The sequence below is a fragment of the Bifidobacterium sp. ESL0745 genome (assembly GCF_029433335.1).
Taxonomy (GTDB): Bacteria; Actinomycetota; Actinomycetes; order Actinomycetales; family Bifidobacteriaceae; genus Bifidobacterium.
Genome location: NZ_JAQTHX010000001.1, coordinates 815,376 through 837,955, shown reverse-complemented (window position 1 = coordinate 837,955; position 22,580 = coordinate 815,376). Strand labels below are relative to the sequence as shown.

Genomic DNA, 22,580 nt, shown 5'->3' with positions numbered 1-22,580 from the left:
CAAAGAGTTTTCTATAAAAACGCAGCCATGTAAACAGGGCAATAAATGATGTTGTCTTCTACCGAAAGATTGTCCTCACACAAGACGATGGCATGATCGATGTCCCAGTTTGGTGTTTTCATCACATTGCTAAGCGCACTGTGGCGCTTATAGTCTTTTCCTGATTTAACCTCAATTGGTATTGTCCCAGATATTGGTGTGTCGATGACGAAATCGAGTTCCCCGAACTTTTTGTTGCGATAGTAATAAAGCTCGTGTCCGTGTGCGTGCAGTTCTTCCGCAACAACATTTTCATATATAGAACCGTAATTCACTCCAAGCTTGTCGCTGATGATGCTACGGGTGACCTGCATTCCGCATGCAGCGGCGAGTAGACCGACATCGTTGAAGAAGAGTTTGAAGTATTGTCGGTTTTCCGCCAGTTTGAGCGGTGCGCGTGGTTCCTTCACATTGCGCACAGGTAATGCGACACCGGCATCGACTAACCACAGGAAATCGTCACGGTAGCGCTCGTAACGTCCTTGTGAAGCTAAAGCGCTGAAATTGAAGCGTTTGGATTGTGAATTCAGTTGTGAAGGCATCTGATCGAAAACTTCCCGAATGGCAAGTTTTCGGTTATCGGCGTACTTAGTAATATCAGCTCGGTAGAAGTGCAAAATATCATTTTGTACGATATTGACCTGACCAAGGTTCTGCGTACGGACAAATTCATCAACTGCTTGGGGCATACCGCCGATGACGAGGTATCGGTGAAAGAGAGTCATCAATCGTTCATGAACGGCTGAACTGACTGGCCGATGTGAACGAAATGCATTCAGAGCTTCGTCCCAGGCCTCTTTTCCGACGCTGTTGGCCCGACAAAATTCTTCGAAATCAAGAGGGTGCATATCGATTGCATGAAGATATCCGACCGGGAAAGAACGTACGTCATTAAGCTCGACTCCGAGTAGAGAACCGGAAAGAATAAAGTCATAGCCTTTTCGCTGGGTTAGATACTTAATCGCGGTGACTATCTTGCTGCACTCCTGAACTTCATCGATGAAAATCAGCGTGTTTCCTGGCACCATGTTTGCTCCGGCGACTGCTGAGATAGCCAAGAATAACTCTTCAGCGCCATTTGCAGCGTTGAATGTGGACAACATTTCGGGCTGTTCAATAAGATCGAGATGAATATAATGCTCATATTCCTTGCGTCCGAATTCGTCGACGATGAAGGTCTTGCCCACCTGTCTGGCACCCGTCACAAGGCAAGCTTGTGTAGTCTTGTTGTTTTTCCAATTCAGCAAGTCTTGGTAAACCTTACGAAACAGTGTCATTTTTCATCCATTCTTACACTTTTCCAACCTTATTCTTCTAATGATTGTACACTTTTCCAACCTCATTTGCTGCATAAATATACATGAATCCAACCGTGTCTCATCCAAATTCGGTATATATAATTTTTGAAGAGAGGGAATCAAGGGTAAATGCAATTTTGTTACCTGGCGATATTGGAAAATGATGGTCAAAAAACTTGTCCTAGACTTGTTAAGTGATGGCAAAACCATAAATAACCGCCCCAAGGTAGGGTAGAAGGCTATGTTCGAGGTTTATATTCATGTGCCGTTCTGCTACCGGAGGTGCGGGTACTGCGATTTCAACACGTATACGGCCGTCGATATGGGTGGGGGCGCGTCGCGTGACAACTACGCGAACCTCGCCATCGATGAGATGCGGCTGGTCAGGGCGTGGCAGGAACGGCACGGAATCAACGAACCTGCGGCTTCGACGGTGTTCTTCGGGGGAGGGACGCCGACCCTGTTGCCGGCGGACGACCTTGGACGTATGCTTCATGCGGTGAAGGACATCTGGGGTATCGAGGAAGGCGCGGAAATCACCACCGAAGCCAATCCTGACACGGTTGACGAAAGATATTTGGAAACGTTGGCGGCGAAGGGATTCACCCGTATTTCGTTCGGTATGCAATCAGCCGTACCACATGTGTTGAAAACGCTTGATCGCACGCATACCCCGGCCAATGTGACCGCGGGGGTGGAAGCAGCGAACAAGGTGGGGTTGCGTTCCAGCGTCGATCTCATTTACGGGGCACCCGGCGAGAGTATGGATGACTGGCGCAAGTCCGTCGAAACCGCCATCGAATTGGGGGTGAATCATATTTCGGCATATGCGCTGACCGTCGAACCCACCACGAAAATGGGTCGGCAGATCAAGGCCGGGGCTATCGCCAAACCTGATGACGATAATGAGGCGGCGAAGTATGAAATTGCCGACGAGCTGTTTAAACAGGCTGGGTTGAATTGGTACGAGATTTCGAATTGGGCACGTCCCGGTTATGAGAGTCGTCACAATCTGGGGTATTGGCGCAACGTCGATTGGGCCGGCATTGGTCCCGGAGCGCACTCGCACTATCGCACGTCGAATGTCGGTGCATGGCAGGAACACGCGGTTTCCGGCGCTCGCGATATTGGCGAAGACGGATTCAGAAAGACGGACGCCACTCAGACCGAACATAACGCATCGGGCAATCAAAGTGACTTTCAGACTGGCCATGACCCATCGCGCCATCAAAAGACTTCTCGGATGGCTGCATCAAACAAACAGAGTAACCAGAGTATGGCTGATACGACCAAGTCTGGGATGAATCTGCCTTTGCCAAAGTCTGAGGTCTTGGACGAGACACAGAACCAACGTGACGATACCTGCTTTGAAGCCGATGACGATATTCACTCCGATGCCAACCAGTTCGGCATACGCGCTTGGGATATCGCCCATCCACGCAAATGGGCCGAGGCGATGCACACGGGCAATGTCCCGTGGCAGGGCAGCGAGGCCATCACCCACGAGGAAAACCTTGAGGAAACGGTGATGCTCGGGTTGCGTCTGCGCGAAGGGATCGATATTTCGCGCATCGAACAGGCTTCCGGGCATGTGGTCGATCGCACGAAACTCCGTGAAATAGAGCAGTCTGGTTTGATTGAGATTCAAGACGACAATCGCATCGTGCCGACGTTGCGGGGCCGACTGCTCAACGATACGGTCGTCGAACAAGTGCTCGACATCTGTGGCTGGTGACGGTACGTAACGCGAAGAATTACTCATTCGAGTTCGCGTATATGACATTCAACTTGATTGCGGCTGATTGCGGCAAAGTTACAGAGATAATCATGAAATATGTCCGAAAAGTGTGATTTTGATCGGTGTTGGTGCCGATATGCGGAGATAATCACATTGAAGTGTACCCGACGATAGTCAGATGTCCAGGATGTGGAAGATTTTGTCCGAAAATGGACATTGATACATTCCTGACATTACATACCGGTAATCTATGAGAGCACTCGTAACAGAGTATTCATTATCGGAAGCTAGAGGTGATTGTGGTGACGTTTAAGACCCCACTCGATTTGACTATTCATCGCCCGGAAGGTATGTATGACCCCGCGGCGGAGCACGACGCGTGCGGTGTCGGCATGGTCACCACCTTGAACAAGCGGCCGGAACGCAAGATTGTCGACGATGCCATCGAGGTGCTCGTCAATCTGAACCATCGCGGGGCTGTGGGGGCCGAAGAGAACACTGGCGATGGTGCCGGGATTCTGTTGGCCATGCCTGACGAGTTCATGCGTTCAGTGATCGAAGCCGATTTGCCCGAAGCCGGTCATTTTGTCGCCGGCATCGCTTTCCTTGATCGCGATCTGGCGGCAGCGGGCGAGCAGAAGCGGCAGATTGCCGATATCGTGGCCGAAGAAGGCTTGGAAGTACTCGCCTGGCGTACGGTTCCTACCAATCCTGACGGGCTGGGATTGCAGGCATTGGCATCCATGCCGGCATTCGAGATGCTGATCATGGCCTCGCCGAAGGGTGAGGGACAGGAATCGCTGGGTGGTCTGGAACTTGACTGCAAGGCGTTCCGTGTACGCAAGCGTGCCGAGCACGAGGCCGGGGTCTATTTCGCCTCGCTTTCCGCGCGGACGATTACCTACAAGGGCATGCTCACTACAATGCAGCTTACCGGATTCTTCCCGGATCTGACTGATGCCAAGATGAAGACGACCATCGCCATCGTCCATTCGCGTTTCTCCACCAACACGTTCCCGAGCTGGCCGCTTGCCCAGCCATTCCGCCTTATTGCCCACAACGGCGAGATCAACACCATCCAAGGCAACCGCAACTGGCTTTCCGCCCGTGAAGGCAAACTGAGCAGCAAATTGCTGGGGGAATTCAAGCCGTTGCTGCCGGTGGCTACCCCCGGTTATTCCGATTCCGGCACCTTCGATGAGTGCTTGGAACTGTTGCATCTTGCGGGCCGTAGCCTGCCGCACGCGGTGCTGATGATGCTGCCGCCGGCTTGGGAGAAGGACGATACGCTTGATCCCGACGTACGGGCGTTTTACGAATATAACAATTCCCTAATCGAACCTTGGGACGGTCCAGCCGACATCGTTTTCACTGACGGCACTTTGGTCGGGGCGCAGCTCGACCGCAACGGCTTCCGTCCGGGACGTTGGCAGATGACTGATGACGGCTATGTCGTGCTGGCCAGCGAAGCTGGCGTGTTGCCAGAAACCGAACAGGAACGCATCGTCGCCAAAGGCAGGCTCGAACCAGGCAAGATGTTCCTCATCGATACCGCCGAGGGGCGCATTGTGCCTGATACGGAAATCAAGCATCAACTTGCCACGCAGCATCCGTATCGCGAATGGATTGAAGGCAACGCGGTCAGCCTGAGCGACCTGCCGGCACGTGAACACGTCCGCCATTCCAACGTCTCCGTGGTTCGCCGCCAACGTGCGTTCGGTTATACACAGGAAGACCTAAAGATTTTGCTGCGGCCTATGGCCAACACTGGCAAGGAACCGATCGGCGCGATGGGCAACGACACGCCGCAGCCCGTGCTCTCCAGCCACAGCCGCATGCTTTTCGACTACTTCACCCAGAAGTTTGCGCAGGTCACCAACCCGCCGTTGGACTGGGAGCGCGAGGAGATCGTGACCTCCCTGGCCTCGGCCATCGGACCCGAACCCAATTTGCTTGAGGACTTGGAGCTTTCGGCCAAGAAAATCGTCATTCCCAATCCGGTCATCGATTCCGACGAGATGGCCCAGCTCAAGCGCCTTGACCGCGCCAAGGTGCTCGATGGGTATTACAAGCCGTTCATCGTTCACGGCCTTTACCAGGTCGCCGGCGGCGGCAAAGCGCTCGAGGCCCGTCTTGAGGAGATTTTCGACGAGGTCGACCACGCCATCGCAGACGGCAAGAACTTCATCGTGCTTTCCGACCGCGATTCCAACCATACGTGGGGCCCGATTCCTTCGCTGTTGCTCACCAGCGCAGTGCAGCACCATCTGTTGCGCACCCACACCCGCACGCAGGTCTCGATGGCTGTCGAGGCCGGTGACGTGCGAGAGATTCACCATGTCGCCCTGCTGGTCGCCTATGGTGCGGCCTGTGTGAACCCGTATCTTGCCTTCGAATCCGTGGAGGATCTGGCCCGTGGCGGCTTCCTTGACGTCGATGCCAAAACCGGTGTGGAGAACCTGCGCAAGGCGTTGTCCGTTGGGGTTTTGAAGATCATGAGCAAGATGGGTGTCTCCACCATCATGAGTTATCGCGGAGCCCAGCTGTTCGAAGCCGTAGGCCTGAACCAGGACGTTATCGACAAATACTTCACCGGCACGACTTCGCGCGTCGGCGGCATCGGCCTCGACGAGATCGCCGAGGAAGTTGCCATCCGCCACCGCGTCGCCTATCCGAACCAGTGGACGGCCACCCCGCACCGTAGGCTGCGCGTCGGCGGCCAATACAAATGGAGGAGAACCGGCGAGGACCACCTGAACGATCCCGAATCCGTGTTCCTTTTGCAGCAGGCCACCCAACGTGGCGACTATGGCCTCTTCAAGAAGTATTCGCAGCACGTCAACGACACCTCCAACCGACTGATGACTCTGCGCGGGCTGATGAAATTCACCGGAAACCGCAAGCCCATCCCGATCGAGGAGGTCGAGCCGGAAAGCGAGATCGTCAAGCGGTTCTCCACCGGCGCGATGAGCTACGGTTCCATCTCGCAGGAAGCGCATGAAACGCTCGCTATCGCGATGAACTCCATCGGCGCACGTTCCAATTCCGGCGAGGGCGGTGAATCCGACGACCGTATCGAAGACCCGCTTCGTTCCAGCCGCATCAAGCAGATCGCCTCTGCCCGTTTCGGCGTCACCAGCGACTATCTCGTCCACGCCACCGACCTGCAGATCAAGCTCGCGCAGGGCGCCAAGCCTGGAGAGGGAGGCCACTTGCCCGGAGCCAAGGTGCCGCCGTGGATCGCCACCGTGCGCCACGCCACGCCCGGTGTCGAGCTCATTTCGCCGCCGCCCCACCACGACATCTACTCCATCGAGGATTTGAAGCAGCTGATTTACGACGCGAAGATGGCCAACCCGAAGGCCCGCATCCACGTCAAGCTCGTTTCCGAATTCGGCGTCGGTACTGTGGCGGCCGGCGTGGCCAAATGCCATGCCGATGTGGTGCTCATCTCCGGTTCCGACGGCGGCACCGGCGCGGCTCCGCTGAACGCCATCAAACACGCCGGTACCCCCTGGGAGATTGGACTTTCCGAGACCCAGCAGACACTGATCCTGAACGGCTTGCGTTCACGTATTGTTGTGCAGTGCGACGGTGAGCTCAAAACTGGTCGCGACGTGGTCATCGCCGCGCTGCTCGGCGCCGAGGAATTCGGTTTCGCCACCACGGCGCTGATGGCTGAAGGCTGTGTCATGATGCGAGCCTGCAACCTGAATACCTGCCCGCAAGGCATCGCCACTCAGGATCCGGAACTGCGCGCGCGATACACAGGCAAGCCCGAATACGTGATCAACTTCTTCATGTTCATTGCCCGCGAGGTACGCGAACTGCTGGCACAACTCGGTTTCCACAGCCTCGAAGAGGCCGTCGGCCACGTCGAATGCCTCGATCAGGACGAAGCGGTGGAACGCTGGAAGTCCAACGGCATCGACTTGACCAACGTCCTCGCCCAGTCCGGCCCGACACCCGGAACGATCCTGCACCAGACCATCAAGCAGAACCACGAGCTCGACAAGGCGCTCGACAACAGGCTCATCGAACTGGTCAAGCCTGCACTCGACAATCGTGAGCCCGTGCGTCTCGATCTGCCGATCCGCAACGTCAACCGCACCGTCGGCACGATGGTCGGCTACGAGATCACCAAGCGCTACGGTGCCAAAGGCCTGCCCGACGACACCATCGACATGACCCTGCGCGGTTCCGGCGGCCAGTCCATCGGTGCGTTCATCCCGCGCGGCGAGACCTTGCGCATCTATGGCGAGGTCAACGATTATGCGGCCAAGGGGCTTTCCGGCGGACGCATCATCGTCCGTCCGGAAGACGGCCAAATGAGCTTTGACCCGCACACCAATGTCATCGCCGGCAACGTCACCGGTTTCGGTGCGACTAGCGGCGAGATGTATGTCGCCGGGCGCGCTGGCGAACGCTTCGCCGTGCGCAACGGCGGCGCGACATTCGTGGTGGAAGGTGTGGGCGACCATGGCTGTGAATACATGACCGGCGGCACCGTCGTGGTGCTCGGCCCGACCGGCCGCAACTTCGGCGCCGGCTTCTCCGGCGGCCACGCCTACGTGCTCGATCTGGATATGAACAAGGTCAATCCGGGTGCCGTCAAGTCGGGTTCGCTGCTTTTCGAACCGTTGGATGACGAGGCCGAGCATGTGCGTCAAATGGTCAAGAAGCACGCCGAAGAAACCGGTTCCGCCTTTGCCCAAAGCCTGCTTGATGATTGGGACAAGACACGTACCCGCTTCACACACGTCGTGCCTAAACAGTTCGTGGCGATGAGCGCCGCAATGGACGAGGCCCGTGCCAACAACGTTGATTTCAACGCTCCCGGCGCTTGGGACAATGTCTATGAACATGTGATGGAAGGAGTGGACTAATGAGCGATCCCAAAGGATTCCTCAAGGTACGTACCCGCCACGAAGCGCAGGACAGGCCAGTCGCCGAACGTATCCATGACTGGAAGGACGTGCATGCCCAATCCGGCTTCCAGCCTTGGACCAAGGAGCAGGCCGCGCGCTGCATGGATTGCGGTACGCCGTTCTGTATGACAGGATGTCCTCTTGGCAACATCATCCCAGACTTTAACGATCTGGTCCGCCAAGGTCAGTGGGACGAAGCCTATCAGCGGCTTTCCGTAACCAACAATTTCCCCGAGGTCACCGGCCTGATTTGCCCCGCACCCTGCGAACAGGCCTGCGTCTTGGGCATTCACCAGCCGCCGACCATGATCAAGGCCGACGAGCAGACCATTATCGACCAGGCCTGGAAACTTGGTTATGTCAAGCCGATGCCACCGCAGCGCCTGACCGACATGACCATTGCCATCGTCGGTTCCGGCCCTGCCGGTCTCGCCTGCGCCCAGCAGCTGACACGCGCCGGACACACCGTCGTCGTCTACGAGCGTGACGACGAAATCGGTGGTCTCATGCGCTATGGCATACCGTCCTTCAAACTCGACAAGCACCTGATCGATCGACGCATCGAGCAGATGGAGGCTGAAGGCACTGTCTTCCGTACCAATATGGAAATCGGCAAGGACGTAAGCTGGGATGAGCTGCGTTCGCGCTACGATGCCGTGGTTGTCGCCATTGGTTCCGGCGTGCCCCGCGATGTGAACGTGCCCGGCCGCGAGCTTGACGGCATTCATTTCGCCATGGACTTCCTGCCCGATGCCAATCGGCGTTGCGAAGGCAAGGAACCGGTCAACAACATCGACGCCAACGGCAAGAAAGTCGTCATCATCGGTGGCGGCGACACCGGCTCTGACTGCCTGGGAACCGCCATCCGACAAGGTGCTACGAGCATCACTGTCCTGCAGATCAATCCCAAGGAACCGAGCGTCCGTCCCGACAATCAGCCATGGCCGACCTATGCGCGTCTCTACCAGCCGACAACCTCGATGGAAGAAGGCGGCACCTACGAATACAACACTGATACCGTCAGCTTCACCGGCATCGAGGAAGTTGCCGAAACCGAACGCGTCACGCTTGATGACACTGGCTTGGCCAGAGGTTTCGTGGCCGATGAATCCGGCCATATCACCGGTGTCAAGGTCGTTGATGTCAAAAGCACGGCGGACGGGCGACGGGAACACGTTGCCGGTACTGAGCGGATCATTGACGCCGATTTGGTACTGATTTCCACGGGCTTTTTGCATCCCGACACCTCCACGCTACTTGACCAGCTGCCTGTCGAACTTGACGGACGCGGTAATGTCGCGAGAAACAAGCAATTCGAGACCAGCCAGGATGGCGTGTTTGTGTGCGGCGACGCCGGACGAGGCCAGAGCCTTGTAGTCTGGGCGATAGCCGAAGGCCGCAGCTGTGCCTCCGCCGTCGACCGTTTCCTCAACGGCATCACCGAGCTGCCCGCCCCCATCGTTTCCACCCAGAAACCGATGGTGCTTCCGAGAGTCTGAATGCACCGAGAAATATCAAGAAATCTGAAGAAGTCAAAGTGCGGTCGGCTTGGCAGGGTTCGGGTTAAAATCTAGTAATAGAACGAACTCAAGAGCCGAAAGGAATCGAGATGCCAAATCGCGCCGAACGCAGAGCCCAAGCTAAGCGAAGCCGCCAGGGAGTGCCGCAACCAAATCAGCCACAGAACCGTGGTCGCGGGGGATTGGTCGACGAGTATTCGTTGCAGGAGCGCAGTCGTCGTCTCGAAGAAAACGGTGGTGCCGAATGGACGCCCAAGGCCGAGAAACTCTCGCCGAAAGATGAGAACCTCGATCCGAACTACAGCGACCCGAAGGTCGTCAAGGCCCCGCACTCGCTGCACCAGTGGTTCAGGATTTTCAGTTGGGTTCTGATTATCGTCTCTGGCATCGCGTTTGCGGTTCTGATGTGGGTGCCAAAGCACCCGATGTGGCTGATTCTGACCGTTTCCATCGTGTTCGTTGTCGGTGTGCTGAGCCTGTTCTTCACGGCAGGGGACTACCGACACAATCCCAATCTCGATTCCAACGGGACCGCCATTTGATAGTGGTTGCATCCCGAAGTGACCAACATTGCAAAGCGAAGCAATTAAGGCTGATTTGACGCGTATGAATATTGATTTGTTGACCCGGGAGTATCCGCCGCATATCTATGGCGGGGCAGGTGTACATGTCGAGGAGCTTTCCAAGGTCCTCGCCGAACGCGCCGAGGTGACGGTGCGCGCATTTGACGGACCGAGGATGGCCGATGAGATTCCGCAAGTTGCTGGCGGCCATCTGCGCGTGGTCGGTTATGACGTCCCGAAAGAATTGTCACAAGACAATATCGCGCTGCAGACGTTCGGAGTCGACCTGCAGATGGCGAACGATGTCGATGCCGACATCGTCCACGCCCATACCTGGTACGCCTGCCTCGCGGGAAGACTGGCCCAACAGTTGCATGAAATTCCGCTGGTCGTTACCGCTCACAGCCTCGAACCGTTCCGTCCATGGAAACGCGATCAACTCGGCGGCGGCTACAACCTGAGTTCTTGGGTCGAACGTGACGCCTTCACCCATGCCGACCGTGTTATCGCGGTTTCCGGTGGGATGAAACAGGATATTCTTACGGCCTATCCGTCCATTGACCCAGCCAAGATCGCAGTGGTCCACAACGGCATTACCATGGCCGACTTTACGACTCCGGGACCCGACGATTCGGGTTGGAAAGTATTCGAGAGGTATCATATCGACCGCAGCAAGCCCACGTTGCTGTTCGTCGGTCGCGTCACGCGGCAGAAGGGCTTGCCCTACCTGCTCGATGCCATCGATCTGATCGACAAGGACATTCAGGTTGTCCTGTGTGCAGGAGCGCCCGATACCAAAGAGCTCGGCGACCAGGTGCGTTCCGCTTTCGCACGTCTTGAGCAGGAGCGCGGCAACGTCATCTGGATCGAAGAGATGCTTCCCCGTCCCGAGCTCAACGCCCTTGAACATGGTTGTAATGCGTTTGTTTGCCCGAGCATCTATGAGCCGTTGGGCATCGTCAACCTTGAAGCCATGGCCTGCGGTCTGCCGGTGGTTGCCAGCGCGACCGGAGGGATTCCCGAGGTTGTGGTCGATGGCGTCACCGGTTATCTGGTCCCGATCGACCAGAAACATGACGGCAGCGGTACGCCGATTCATCCTGATGATTTCGTGCACGATATGGCAGCGGCGATCGATCGCCTCATGGCCGATCCGCAGCAAGCCAGGCAGATGGGCGAGGCGGGCTATAAGCGTGCCCGCGACCGGTTCAGCTGGGAACGTATCGCCGATGAGACCATGGACGTGTATCGACAGGTTTTGCGTTGACGACCGTATTTTGGTCATGGACCGGCAGAATGTTAGATTGAGATAGCGCGGTTATGATGGGTTCACAATCGTCACGACTACCGACAAATTCGAATCGTTAAACAGAAAAGGTACGACATGTTCCAGTATGTGCTGTATGGGTGTATAGCCGTCATCGCCGTTGTGGCGACTGTGCTCTGCCTTTCTGCGGCATTCGGCAAAAGTCGGGCGTTCCATACGTTCAAGATTGTTGTGGGTTGCTGCCTGTATTTCCTGGCCGTGATTCTTTTGGTGGCCAGTTTCCTCACCTGATTCGCCGCGCTTTCGTCATATTGTGGAATGAAGTTCATCGTCACGTTTTTGTCGGATTAGTCTCGATAAATACGACATAATTTGAAGATTATCGTCAAACGTGATGATGACGAAGGGATGAGGAATGGGTGAAGTTGTTTCGGCGCTGAAACTGACCAATGTGGAATTTCGTAGGAGCCGTCGCGTCATTCTGACCGACGTGAACCTCGACCTTAAACGCGGCGAGAAATGGGTGCTTTTCGGTCCCAACGGCATCGGCAAATCCAGCCTTGTCGCGATGATGGCGACGCGTGGGTTTCCTTCGGTCGGCACCGTCGACATTCTCGGTAACCGACTTGGCAAGGTCAACGTCTTTTCCTATCGAAATCGGATAGGTCTGAGTTCTGCGGAATTGTCGCGTTCGTTCCCCAATGACGAGGATCCGCTCGATGTCGTTTTGACCGCGTTGACGGCGACCACCGGCCGTTGGCGTGAACAGTTCACGAAGGCCGATTACGACAAGGCCCGTGGGTTTATGGCGATGTTCGGCATTGAATACCTTGAAGGCAAGCAGATGTTCAAGCTTTCCGAAGGCGAGCGCACCCGTGTCCTGATTTGCCGTGCGCTCATGGGCGACCCAGATCTGCTGATTCTCGACGAACCGACCACCGGTTTGGATTTGGGCGGTCGGGAGTTGGCATTGCGCGCGCTGAGCGATATTGGCCGGCACGACACCGACCGTACGGTACTGCTGGTGACGCATCGGCTTGAAGAAATCCCGCAGGGTTTCGACCATGTCGCTATCATGGGGCGTATGGCCGGCAACGAGACCGACGCCCATGCCGACAACGTCGCCGGGGCCGATCCTCAGCCCGGTACCATCATCTATACCGGTGACCTCGAGCACGGCTTCACCGCTGAACGTCTGAGCCACATTTTTGGTCTGCCGCTGAAAGTAACTCATGATCAGGGACGTTGGTCGGCATACGCCGTCGAAAACTAGAAAGGCACGATTTCCGCTTCATCGAGATGATATGAGACCATAAGTCCCAGTAGGTATCGTTTCCGATGGAAAGAGTGAATGCGGTATGCCAAGACGCGGCGCGTTGCAAACGGGTGAAAAGGTTCAGTTCACAGACCGTAAGGGCAAAAAGATCACAGATCAGCTTGTCGCTGGCGGTTCCACGCAAACCGATCACGGCATTATCCTTCACGACGACATCATCGGTTCCAGCGAAGGCATCGTCGTCACTACCGTCACCTCCAAGCGTGAGGCGTTAACAAGTGGAGGCACTCCCGGTCACGACAAACCGAAGCCATGGAAGGCCGCTCGGGCCATTGGCGGCTGGGATTACGTGGTGATGCGGCCTCGGCTCGCGGATTACGTGCTTTCGATGCCGCGCGGTGCGCAGATCATGTACCCGAAAGACATTGCGCAGGTCATTCAGCTCGGCGATATTCGCTCTGGCCTCAATGTGTTGGAATCCGGTGCCGGAAGTGGCGCGATGAGCCTCAATCTGCTCGAGGCCGTGGGGGAGCAAGGTCATCTGACCACCATCGAAATGCGCCCGGAATTCGCCAAAATAGCCGAGGCCAACGCGACGCTCTATTACGGCGAGCGCCCGCAATGGTGGGATTTGCTAACCGGTGATTTTGATACGGTTGCCGGGAAATTGGCGGAAAATATCCAGTCCGAGTCCTCTTCGGATTCAGATGGTACGGATGGTTCGGATTCCAGTTTTGTGCCTCAACCATTCGACCGAATCGTGCTCGATATGCTAGACCCATGGAATCGTTTAGAACAAGCGTATCGGGTCATCGCTCCCGGCGGCGTGCTGATCGCCTACATCACCACAACCACGCAGATGTCGCGATTCTGCGAGGCGTTGCGTGAGGTCGGTTGCTGGATGGAACCGGAGGTGCAGGAAACGTTCGAACGAACTTGGAAAGCACAGGGACTTGCCGTGCGTCCCGACCACCAGATGATCGGCCATACCGGTTTCCTCATCGTCACCCGTGCGATGGCTCCCGGATTTGAGGCTCTCCACAAACGCGACCGCGCCACCAAAGACACCGTCACCGACATCGATTCACTCACTGATGAAGAACGTGAGTCCCGCCTGGCCGATCTTGAGTTGCGCGACATTTCCGACCGCAAGCTGCGCAAGGTCCTGCGCGACCTCGGCGACCAGTTGCGCGAAATATGACGAATCGTTGAACGGAGACCGGCCATGATGGGTTGTGAAGGCGGGTGTGTGGATCGACTGGCGTATTTTCTGTTGTTTCAACCGGTTCTCTCACTGATTGTGCTCGTGCTTTTCGTTGTGCTGTTGGTTAGGTTGGTGCATGAACGAAGACACGGCTATTCACGCCGTACAAGGACGATCGCCCGTGTATTCGCCGTTTTCGCGTTGCTGTGGTTCGCCTATCCGTTGTGGGTAGTCGCGCAACCCTGGTGGGAGGCATTCGTCGATTGGTGTCGTATGGCGGCCGGCATGTTGTAGGGAACTCTTAGAGGCTCTTTGTTCTAAGATTATCTGAGAAGTTTGTTATAAACATTGAACAGAGTATATAAATAATATTGATAACGACACCCTAAGTGGCTTGATGCCCTTTGAACGTGAAACTTTGATAGGATTTCGTTAGTCGTTTGTCAATCTTTGGAGGAATCATGTCAGCTCTCACATCGGTTTCCGGTTTCCCGCGCATCGGGCGCGACCGAGAATTGAAGAAAGTCATCGAAGGTTATTGGAAAGGCAAGTCCAGCCTCGATGACGTACGCGCGACCGGCAAGCAGCTGCGCGTCGACCACTGGAAGCTGCAGGCTGATGCCGGCGTTGACCTCATTCCCAGCAACGATTTCAGCTATTACGACCAGATGCTCGACACTGCGATCCTGTTGAACGTCATTCCTGAGCGCTATCGCCGTCTTTCCTTCGAAAATCCGGAAGATACGCTCTTCGCCATGGGTCGCGGCTATCAGGGTCCGGAAGGCGACGTCACCGCACTGCCGATGAAGAAGTGGTTCACCACCAACTACCACTATCTGGTTCCCGAAATTGACGCCTCCACCCAGATCAAACTCAATTCCACCAAGCCGTTCGATGAATTCAACGAGGCCAAAGCGCAGGGAATCCTCACCAAGCCAGTGCTGATTGGCCCCTACACCTTCCTTAAACTGGCCCGCAATCCGCAGGCTGAGGAGCTGGAACTGGACCGTGGACTGGTTGACGCGGTTTCCGGGGTTTATGCGCAGGTCCTGCGCAAGTTCGCCGAGCTGGGCGCACAATGGGTGCAGTTGGATGAACCGTATCTGGTGCTCGACAAGGAAGACGGCGACACCGAACTCTTCAAGGCGCTATACTCCGCCATCCTGCCGGCGCGTTCCGCCGCTGAGGGCAAGAACGTCAAGGTTCTGCTCAATACCTATTTCGGCAACATCGCCGACATTTACGAGACTGTCAACCTCTTCGAGTTCGACGGTGTCGGTCTCGACCTCATTGAGGGACGCGACGAGAACCTCGCTGCCGTCGAAAAGTACGGTGTCGCCGAGAACACCACGATTTTCGCTGGTGTCATCAACGGCCGTAACATCTGGCGCAACAACTACGCGCAAAGCCTCGGCCTGCTTGATGCATTGAAAACCAAAACCGATAAGGTTGCGGTATCCACCGCCTCGTCCCTGCTGCACGTACCGTTCAGTACGGAAGGCGAAACCGGACTGAAGCCGGAAGTGCTCAAGCATTTCGCTTTCGCCGTTCAGAAGCTCGGAGAACTCGTCGATGTGGCCAAACTGGCGGACGCCGACGATGCTGCTCGCAAGTCTTCGTCTATTCTCGCTGCCAATCAGGCCTTGTTCGATGGCAGCCGAGTGGCACCCGATCAGGCTGTGGCCAAGCGTCTCGCCTCCTTGACCGACAAGGACTTCGTGCGTCAGCCGGCCCGCGCCGAGCGTAGGAAGCTGCAGCACGAGGAACTGAACCTGCCGGAATTGCCGACCACCACCATCGGCTCCTTCCCGCAAACCCGCGAGATCCGTTCCATGCGTGCCAAGGCTCGCAAGGGCGAGATTGACCAGAAGACCTACGACGATTTCATCGCCGGGCAGATTGACCAGGTCATTGCCCATCAGGAACAGATCGGCCTTGACGTGCTGGTCCACGGCGAATTCGAGCGCAACGATATGGTCGAATACTTCGGCCAGCACTTGAACGGTTACCTCTTCACCAAGAACGCATGGGTACAGTCCTATGGCACCCGCTGCGTCAAGCCTCCAATCGTCTGGGGTGACGTCTCCCGTGCCGAGCCGATTACCGTGCGTTGGAGCAAATATGCACAAAGCCGCACCAAGCACGTCGTCAAGGGCATGCTTACCGGTCCGGTGACCATCCTCAACTGGTCCTGGCCGCGTGAGGACATTAGCAACGAGCTGCAGACCCAGCAGCTGGCACTTGCCATCCGCGACGAGGTGCTCGACCTCGAGGCCGCCGGCATCAAGGTGATTCAGATCGACGAGGCCGCGCTGCGCGAGAAGCTGCCCCTACGCCGCTCCGACTGGCACAAGAAGTACCTCGATTGGGCCATTCCCGCCTTCCGCCTGGTGCATTCGGCCGTCAAGCCGACCACGCAGATTCACACCCATATGTGCTACTCCGAGTTCAATGACATCATCAAGGACATCGACAACATGGATGCCGACGTGATCTCGTTCGAAGCCTCCCGCGGTGATCTGGTGGTGCTCGACGCCATCCATGATGCTCACTTCGAGACTGAAGTTGGCCCCGGCGTCTATGACATCCATTCGCCGCGTATCCCGTCCACCAAGGAACTGGTCGACCGCATCCACGCGATTTTGAAGAAGGCCGACGCCAGCCGTGTCTGGATCAACCCAGACTGCGGACTGAAAACCCGCGGCAACGAGGAGACCTGGCCAAGCCTCGAACACATGGTCGAGGCCGCCAAGACGGTTCGCGCCGAAATCGCGAACGGTTCGCAAGCCGCGCAACACTAAACCGATATTCAAGTAGATCAATGTGTGGCCGACATCAGCAAAACGATGCCGGCCACACGATTTGTCATAGGAGACAGCCATGCATTCGCCGATTTTCTCGCTTGAGGTGTTCCCGCCCAGGCCGCACTCCCCGGTAGGTGCCATCTATGATGCGCTTGACGGACTTCAAGGGTTGAACCCCGATTTTATTTCCGTCACCTACCGCCATGGCACTCATGCGGATCGCGTCAAGACGGCGAGGATCGCCCACACCATCAACTACGACTATCGCATCCCGGTCGTAGCTCATCTGACCGCCCTCTACAGCAATCGGGCAACGGTGGATGAAGCTTTGGACCTTTTCCGTAAGGCAGGGGTCTTCGGTGTGCTGGCGTTGAGAGGTGATTATGTCGAAGGCAACGAACCTTGCGGTGACTTCGAACACGCCAGTGACCTCGCCGCCTATATCCGTGAGCATGATCCCGATATGCAGATCATGGGCGCTTGCTACCCGGAATGTCATCTCGAGGCCTCGTGTCTCGATGTTGATGTTGACAACCTTAAAAAGAAGGTGGACGCCGGCGTCACCCACCTCATCACCCAGCTCTTCTACGACAACGAGGATTTCTATCGCTTCCTCGATTTGGCGCGTTCCAAGGGCATTGACGTGCCGATTGAGGCCGGTATCATGCCTGTGCGTACTGTAAAATCAATCAACAACATGACCAAGCGCAACGGTTCGAAGATTCCACCCGCCGTGCAACGTATGGTCGATCGTTGGGGTGACGATTTGCCTTGCTTGCAGCAGGCCGGCATCAATTATGCTTCCGAGCAGATTTCCGATCTGGTGGCGCACGGCGTCGATGGCATTCACCTTTACACGATGAACCGTCCTGCGTTGGCGCGTCATATTTGGACCAACGTGGAACCCCTGTTCAATGTCGTCGAATAGGTTCGTTTCGACGGTCAACACCCTGACAAAAGTGTGACCCGGTTGTAGATTGGGATTATGGATGCTTCCAAGGAATTCGAAATCACGACCCATGACCTGATTCATGCAGGGGTGCAGAATCTGGGGGATGCGCGCGATCGGTTCGCGCGTTTGGGTGCGCTTGGTTTTGACAATAAGGCGTTGCAGACGGTGCTCGATTCGCTGCAACAGGCTTGTGACCCTGATGTCGCCCTGAAGCATCTGGCAGAAATCTATGCCGATGGCGGTGGCGAATCTGCTGATTCTGAGCAAAACCGGTTCAGCGGCCGGCAATCCGGTGAGGCCGGGGCCGGTTTGATAGATCTGATTCATCGTCCGGAAGCGTTGTCCCGACTCATCTGCGTACTCGGGGCTTCCGATGCCATGGGCGGACTTATGCGATCACATTCCCAACTGGTGTCGGCGGCTGCATGCGACGCTTGCGGAAGTCTCGACTTTACCAGAGCCGAGCGCATCACGCATATGTCGGACGCAGTCAAGGCAAGTGCGTCGCAGCAGTCGGATACGGCGACAGCCAATGAACGTATGACGGCCGCTGTGGAAGCCTTGCGTGAGAACTATTATCTTCAGCTGGCGGCCATCATGGCCGAGGACACGATAGCAGCCGATTCGGTGGAAATCCAGCCGCAGATCAGCGCCAGACTTTCCGACCTCGCGGATGCCGCCATCGGTGCCGCGCTTGACATTGCCAGAACGCAGGTCGACGGCAGCCAGCATTGCGGATTCACCATTATCGGCATGGGCAAACTCGGGGCCCAGGAATTGAATTATGTCTCCGATTGCGACCTTGTGTATATCGTCGAAGCGAAAACTGCCGGTGACAGTGAGGAAAAAATCGACGGCGTAGCACTGACACGTATCGGCACGAAAATCGGAACCATGTTGCAGAAGATCTGCCAGTCGGTGATGCTGGGAGTCGATATGCCGCCGCTGTGGCAGATCGACACGGCTTTGCGTCCTGAAGGCAAGGACGGTCCGCTGGTGCGCACGGTCGATTCCTGCCGTGTCTACTATGATAAATGGGCCAGCAACTGGGAGTTTCAGGCGCTTTTGAAGGCACGTGTGGTCGCCGGCGACGGGGAATTGGGACAGTCGTATCTTGACATGGTGCAGCCACTGGTCTGGTCGGCATCAAAACGCGATAATTTCGTTTATGATTGCCAGAAGATGCGGCGGCGTGTCGAAGACAACATCGCACCCGATCTGCGTGATCGGGAGATCAAACTCGGCAAAGGCGGACTGCGCGATGTCGAATTCACCGTGCAGATGCTGCAGCTGGTCCATGGCCGCTCCGACGAATCGTTGCGTGGCCGTTCCACACTTGGCGCGTTGCAGGCGCTTTCCGCGGGAGGATATGTCGCCCGTCCGCAAGCAGCCAAGCTTGATGAGGATTATCGTTTCGAAAGAGTATTGGAGCATCGGGCGCAGATGTGGGAGCTCAAACGCACGCATCTATTCCCGGATCTTGGCAAAACCAATGAAGGTGGACTTGACATCGTCCGTAACGCCGATCCGCGGGCGATAGACGATAATCCGGAATTGCGTCGAATGGCACGAACGTTCGGTTTGCTGCCTGATCAGTTGGTCGACCGCTATGACAAGGTTCGTCGCGAGGTGCGTCGCTTACATACCGATATCTACTATCGCCCTATGTTGCCCATCAATGCCCAGCTCGATGATGATCAAGTCACATTAAGTGATAAGGCGACCCGCGAGCGCTTCGAATCCATCGGTTTCGCCGATCCCGACGCCGCGATGCGTCACGTCGAGGCGTTGACCAAAGGCGTCTCCCGCGCGGCCAAAATCAACCGAATCCTGCTTCCCTCGATTCTGCAATGGCTGGCGCAGGGGCAGAACCCCGACATGGGGCTGCTGCAGTGGCGAAAGCTTGAGGAGCGTTTCGGCAGCGGAAGCCAGTATCTGGGGTTCCTGCGTGATTCGCCGCAGGCGCTCACTAGATTGTGCCATATTTTATCCAATTCAAGGCTGTTGGGGGATTCACTCAATCAGTCCATCGAATCGGTGACGTGGCTTGGCGACGATGAGATGCTCAAGCCCCGTACACGCGAAAGCCTTGACGTCCGGGCGCAGGCGGCAGTTGCCCGTTACGCGGAGAATATGAATGATTTCGCCACCTCAATCCGTGCGATGCGCCGTCATGAGATCGAGCGCATCGGCTTGGGATGGACTTCCGGCGTCTTTGACGATGATGCCGGATTGCGCGGCATGACCGACGTCTACGATGCTGCAATCGATGCGGCCTTGCAATGGTCCATTCGACATCAGTGTACCGAAATGAGGCTGGACGCGGCGCCTGTGGCCATCAGCGTCATCGCCATGGGGCGCTACGGCGGGCGTGAGGTCAACTTCTGTTCCGACGCCGATATCATCATGATGTATCGACCAATGTCAGATGACAATAATGCGGACGGCGAAGATTCGCAGAAACCCGCTGCAACATTCGCCCGCAATGTGGTGGCCGATCTTCGCAACATTCTGCAGGGTCCGGCCAGTCTCGAACCGAAGATTGACCTCGATTTCGGCCTGCGCCCCGAAGGCAAGAACGGTCCGCTGATTCGTTCGTACGAATCGTGCCGCGACTACTACACCAAGTGGTACAGCACTTGGGAGCGTCAGGCGTTGCTGCGGGCGCGCTACGCCGCCGGAGACCGGCAATTGGCAGAGGATTTCCTTTCCCAGCTGGTCGATCCGCTGCGCTACATGGATCGGCCGTTGACAGGCGATGAGATCGGCGAGATCCGCAAACTTAAGGCACGCATGGAAGCGGAACGCCTGCCCCACGGCGTCAAGCGCAACCAGCATCTGAAACTCGGTGCCGGCGGACTTTCCGACGTCGAATGGACGGTTCAGCTTTTACAGCTTGAGCATGCCGGGGAGAACGAGAGCCTGCGCGTCAATTCCACTCTGGAGGCACTTGGCGAGCTCGAGCATCTGGACTATATCAATGCCAGTGACGCCGACGTGCTGCGCAAGGCATGGAACATGCTCACTGCCGCTCGAAACGGCAATTATCTCTGGGGTGCGAGGCTCTCGCAGGCCGATGTGCTGCCGACGGATTTCTACGGGCTCGGGGGCGTGGCGACGTTCTTGGGCTACGACGCCAATCGCGGCCAGTACTTCGGCAACGACCTACAGGCCGTGATGCGTCGTTGCCGTGAGGTGATGGAACGGCTGTTCTACGGGCTGTAGAAAGCATATGTAAAGTGACGGAGAAGCGATAACGATCAGGATAATGCTGTATCTGCCTCACGAACGGCGTGTACTACACATTTCTGCGAAATTGCTTTCTGATAAACCAGATAACGGCGCAATGCCAACGATTGGCACATTCCAAGTAAGCGGATACCGGTAATTTCGACATATGGCAGTGATACATCTATTGGTCGTCACTGTCGCCGTGTGCGGGTATCTTGTCAATGGTCACACGAAGTGGCCACCTTGGTTGAAGAAAGGTGAGCCGATGTCGATAACACAAAAACCTACGAAAAATCCCACTGATGGGGTTCAGCGATCATCATTGGTCGGTTCCAGCGTGGTGACGTTGGACAATATACCGACTTCCGAGATTCGGTTATTGCTTGACAAAGCGCAATATATTGATTCTCATCGCGAAGAAGTGGCGAACACCTGCAATGGCCGGGTGTTGGCCACTTTGTTTTATGAGCCCAGCACGCGCACACGTCTGAGTTTCGAAACTGCGATGCTCCGGCTCGGCGGCAAGGTCATCGGCTTCGCCGGAGCCCAGCTTTCCTCTGCCACCAAGGGAGAGACCATTCACGACACGGTGAAGGTCGTTTCGCAATATGCCGACCTTATCGCTATGCGCCATCCCAAGGAAGGCGCCGCGCTGGTAGCTGCCGAATCCTCAGACGTTCCGGTTATCAACGCCGGCGATGGCGGGCACATACACCCCACGCAGACGTTGGCCGACCTGTCCACCATTCAGGCCCGATTCGGCCGCGTCACCAATCTGACTGTCGGCCTTTGCGGCGATCTGACCTTTGGTCGCACCGTTCATTCGCTGATTTCCACACTTTGCCGTTTCGGCAACATCCGTTTCGTGCTGATCAGCCCCGACGAGCTCAAGACGCCGCAATACGTGCTCGATCGCATCGACCAGAGCCCGACCTGTTCATACGTCGAAGCCAAAGACCTCTCGGCGGTGATCGGCGACCTCGATGTCCTCTACATGACCCGCGTCCAGCAGGAACGGTTCTTCAACGAGGACGATTACCTACGTCTGCGCGACACTTACATCTTGGACGAAGGCAAGATGAAACTTGCCAAACCGACGATGGCCGTGTTGCACCCGCTGCCACGCGTCAACGAGATTGCCAAGGACGTGGACGACGACCCACGCGCCGCCTACTTCGAACAGGTACGTCGCGGCATGCTGATGCGCATGGCGCTGGAAAGCTCCGTGCTTGGTGACAAATTGCCCGGTTTTGACGAGAACAAGGAGGTGCTGGCCTGATGGAAGTCACAAGCATCACCAACGGCATCATCATCGACCATGTGGACGCAGGCACGGCCCTCACCGTGCTGCATTATCTTCAGGTGGACCCCGCAACCACCAAACTCGCACTCATCATGAATGCCAGCAGCCACGCGCTGGGGGCTAAGGACATCATCAAGCTCGAGGATATCGAAGACGTCAATCTTGACGCGCTCGGCTTCATCGCTCCGCACGCCACGGTCAACATCGTCCGTGGCGGCAAGATCGTCGAAAAGGCGAAGCCCGAACTGCCGGAGCACCTTGTCGGCGTGATTTCGTGCAAGAACCCGCGCTGCGTGACTACCTCGGAAACCGGCTTGGAACAGCGCTTCCATCTGGCCAATGCTGAACGTCGCGAATATCGCTGTGATTATTGCGACGAGGAAGCGGAACGATAGAAAAGCTTGGCCACGGCCTAAATTTTTTGTCGGAATTGAAGTTTGGCACGGACAAAAAGTGT

15 protein-coding genes are annotated in these 22,580 nt (G+C 56.4%); 14 read left to right on the top strand and 1 reads right to left on the bottom strand.

Annotated elements, in window-relative coordinates; genetic code table 11:
• Positions 1 to 11 precede the first annotated feature (11 nt).
• A complete protein-coding gene (locus PT275_RS03170) occupies positions 12 to 1,316 on the bottom strand; it encodes an AAA family ATPase (protein ID WP_277152253.1) in 1,305 nt (434 codons plus the stop codon).
• Between the two features lie 262 nt (positions 1,317 to 1,578).
• Here PT275_RS03170 and hemW point away from each other — a divergent pair, with 262 nt between their 5' ends.
• The 14 genes from hemW (at position 1,579) to PT275_RS03100 (ending at position 22,518) form a co-directional block, all read left to right on the top strand.
• Positions 1,579 to 3,072 carry a radical SAM family heme chaperone HemW gene (gene hemW, locus PT275_RS03165; protein ID WP_277152250.1) on the top strand — a complete coding sequence of 498 codons (1,494 nt, stop codon included), beginning with the start codon at positions 1,579 to 1,581 and terminating at the stop codon, positions 3,070 to 3,072.
• Between the two features lie 305 nt (positions 3,073 to 3,377).
• On the top strand, positions 3,378 to 7,961 hold the full coding sequence (gltB, locus tag PT275_RS03160; RefSeq protein WP_277153641.1) for a glutamate synthase large subunit: 4,584 nt from the start codon (positions 3,378 to 3,380) through the stop codon (positions 7,959 to 7,961).
• Positions 7,961 to 9,502 carry a glutamate synthase subunit beta gene (locus PT275_RS03155; protein ID WP_277152248.1) on the top strand — a complete coding sequence of 514 codons (1,542 nt, stop codon included), beginning with the start codon at positions 7,961 to 7,963 and terminating at the stop codon, positions 9,500 to 9,502. The genes gltB and PT275_RS03155 overlap by 1 nt, the downstream gene beginning before the upstream one ends.
• A 110-nt stretch (positions 9,503 to 9,612) precedes the next feature.
• A complete protein-coding gene (locus PT275_RS03150; protein WP_277152246.1) occupies positions 9,613 to 10,065 on the top strand; it encodes a tripartite tricarboxylate transporter TctB family protein in 453 nt (150 codons plus the stop codon).
• A gap of 64 nt (positions 10,066 to 10,129) precedes the next feature.
• Positions 10,130 to 11,353: a glycogen synthase gene (gene glgA, locus PT275_RS03145; protein WP_277152244.1), complete on the top strand. Its 1,224-nt coding sequence runs from the start codon at positions 10,130 to 10,132 to the stop codon at positions 11,351 to 11,353.
• Between the two features lie 117 nt (positions 11,354 to 11,470).
• Complete coding sequence (locus PT275_RS03140) at positions 11,471 to 11,644, top strand: hypothetical protein (RefSeq protein WP_277152242.1); 174 nt, start codon at positions 11,471 to 11,473, stop codon at positions 11,642 to 11,644.
• Positions 11,645 to 11,768: 124 nt separating this feature from the next.
• Complete coding sequence (locus tag PT275_RS03135; RefSeq protein WP_277152240.1) at positions 11,769 to 12,626, top strand: ATP-binding cassette domain-containing protein; 858 nt, start codon at positions 11,769 to 11,771, stop codon at positions 12,624 to 12,626.
• 85 nt (positions 12,627 to 12,711) lie between these two features.
• On the top strand, positions 12,712 to 13,830 hold the full coding sequence (locus PT275_RS03130) for a tRNA (adenine-N1)-methyltransferase (RefSeq protein WP_277152238.1): 1,119 nt from the start codon (positions 12,712 to 12,714) through the stop codon (positions 13,828 to 13,830).
• Positions 13,831 to 13,878: 48 nt separating this feature from the next.
• Positions 13,879 to 14,127, top strand: coding sequence for a hypothetical protein (locus tag PT275_RS03125; protein WP_277152236.1), 249 nt, complete (start codon positions 13,879 to 13,881; stop codon positions 14,125 to 14,127).
• Positions 14,128 to 14,294: 167 nt separating this feature from the next.
• The gene (gene metE, locus PT275_RS03120) at positions 14,295 to 16,634 is read left to right on the top strand and encodes a 5-methyltetrahydropteroyltriglutamate--homocysteine S-methyltransferase (protein ID WP_277152233.1); all 2,340 of its coding nucleotides are present in this window, start codon (positions 14,295 to 14,297) and stop codon (positions 16,632 to 16,634) included.
• Between the two features lie 79 nt (positions 16,635 to 16,713).
• Positions 16,714 to 17,565, top strand: a complete 852-nt coding sequence (locus tag PT275_RS03115; RefSeq protein ID WP_277152231.1) for a methylenetetrahydrofolate reductase — start codon at positions 16,714 to 16,716, stop codon at positions 17,563 to 17,565.
• A gap of 57 nt (positions 17,566 to 17,622) precedes the next feature.
• Positions 17,623 to 20,814 (top strand): bifunctional [glutamine synthetase] adenylyltransferase/[glutamine synthetase]-adenylyl-L-tyrosine phosphorylase, encoded by a 3,192-nt coding sequence (locus PT275_RS03110; RefSeq protein WP_277152229.1) that lies wholly within the window; start codon positions 17,623 to 17,625, stop codon positions 20,812 to 20,814.
• Between the two features lie 328 nt (positions 20,815 to 21,142).
• Positions 21,143 to 22,099: an aspartate carbamoyltransferase gene (gene pyrB / locus PT275_RS03105; protein WP_277153640.1), complete on the top strand. Its 957-nt coding sequence runs from the start codon at positions 21,143 to 21,145 to the stop codon at positions 22,097 to 22,099.
• Positions 22,099 to 22,518, top strand: a complete 420-nt coding sequence (locus PT275_RS03100; protein WP_277152226.1) for an aspartate carbamoyltransferase regulatory subunit — start codon at positions 22,099 to 22,101, stop codon at positions 22,516 to 22,518. The genes pyrB and PT275_RS03100 overlap by 1 nt, the downstream gene beginning before the upstream one ends.
• Positions 22,519 to 22,580 lie beyond the last annotated feature (62 nt).

Bases quoted from the DNA above. Each gene is read 5' to 3' on its own strand.
- PT275_RS03115 (WP_277152231.1), top strand. From the start codon at position 16,714: ATGCATTCGCCGATTTTCTCGCTTGAGGTGTTCCCGCCCAGGCCGCAC.
- PT275_RS03110 (WP_277152229.1), top strand. From the start codon at position 17,623: ATGGATGCTTCCAAGGAATTCGAAATCACGACCCATGACCTGATTCAT.
- metE (WP_277152233.1), top strand. From the start codon at position 14,295: ATGTCAGCTCTCACATCGGTTTCCGGTTTCCCGCGCATCGGGCGCGAC.
- PT275_RS03130 (WP_277152238.1), top strand. From the start codon at position 12,712: ATGCCAAGACGCGGCGCGTTGCAAACGGGTGAAAAGGTTCAGTTCACA.
- PT275_RS03100 (WP_277152226.1), top strand. From the start codon at position 22,099: ATGGAAGTCACAAGCATCACCAACGGCATCATCATCGACCATGTGGAC.
- PT275_RS03140 (WP_277152242.1), top strand. From the start codon at position 11,471: ATGTTCCAGTATGTGCTGTATGGGTGTATAGCCGTCATCGCCGTTGTG.
- PT275_RS03170 (WP_277152253.1), bottom strand. From the start codon at position 1,316: ATGACACTGTTTCGTAAGGTTTACCAAGACTTGCTGAATTGGAAAAAC.
- PT275_RS03155 (WP_277152248.1), top strand. From the start codon at position 7,961: ATGAGCGATCCCAAAGGATTCCTCAAGGTACGTACCCGCCACGAAGCG.
- PT275_RS03135 (WP_277152240.1), top strand. From the start codon at position 11,769: ATGGGTGAAGTTGTTTCGGCGCTGAAACTGACCAATGTGGAATTTCGT.
- glgA (WP_277152244.1), top strand. From the start codon at position 10,130: ATGAATATTGATTTGTTGACCCGGGAGTATCCGCCGCATATCTATGGC.
- PT275_RS03150 (WP_277152246.1), top strand. From the start codon at position 9,613: ATGCCAAATCGCGCCGAACGCAGAGCCCAAGCTAAGCGAAGCCGCCAG.
- hemW (WP_277152250.1), top strand. From the start codon at position 1,579: ATGTTCGAGGTTTATATTCATGTGCCGTTCTGCTACCGGAGGTGCGGG.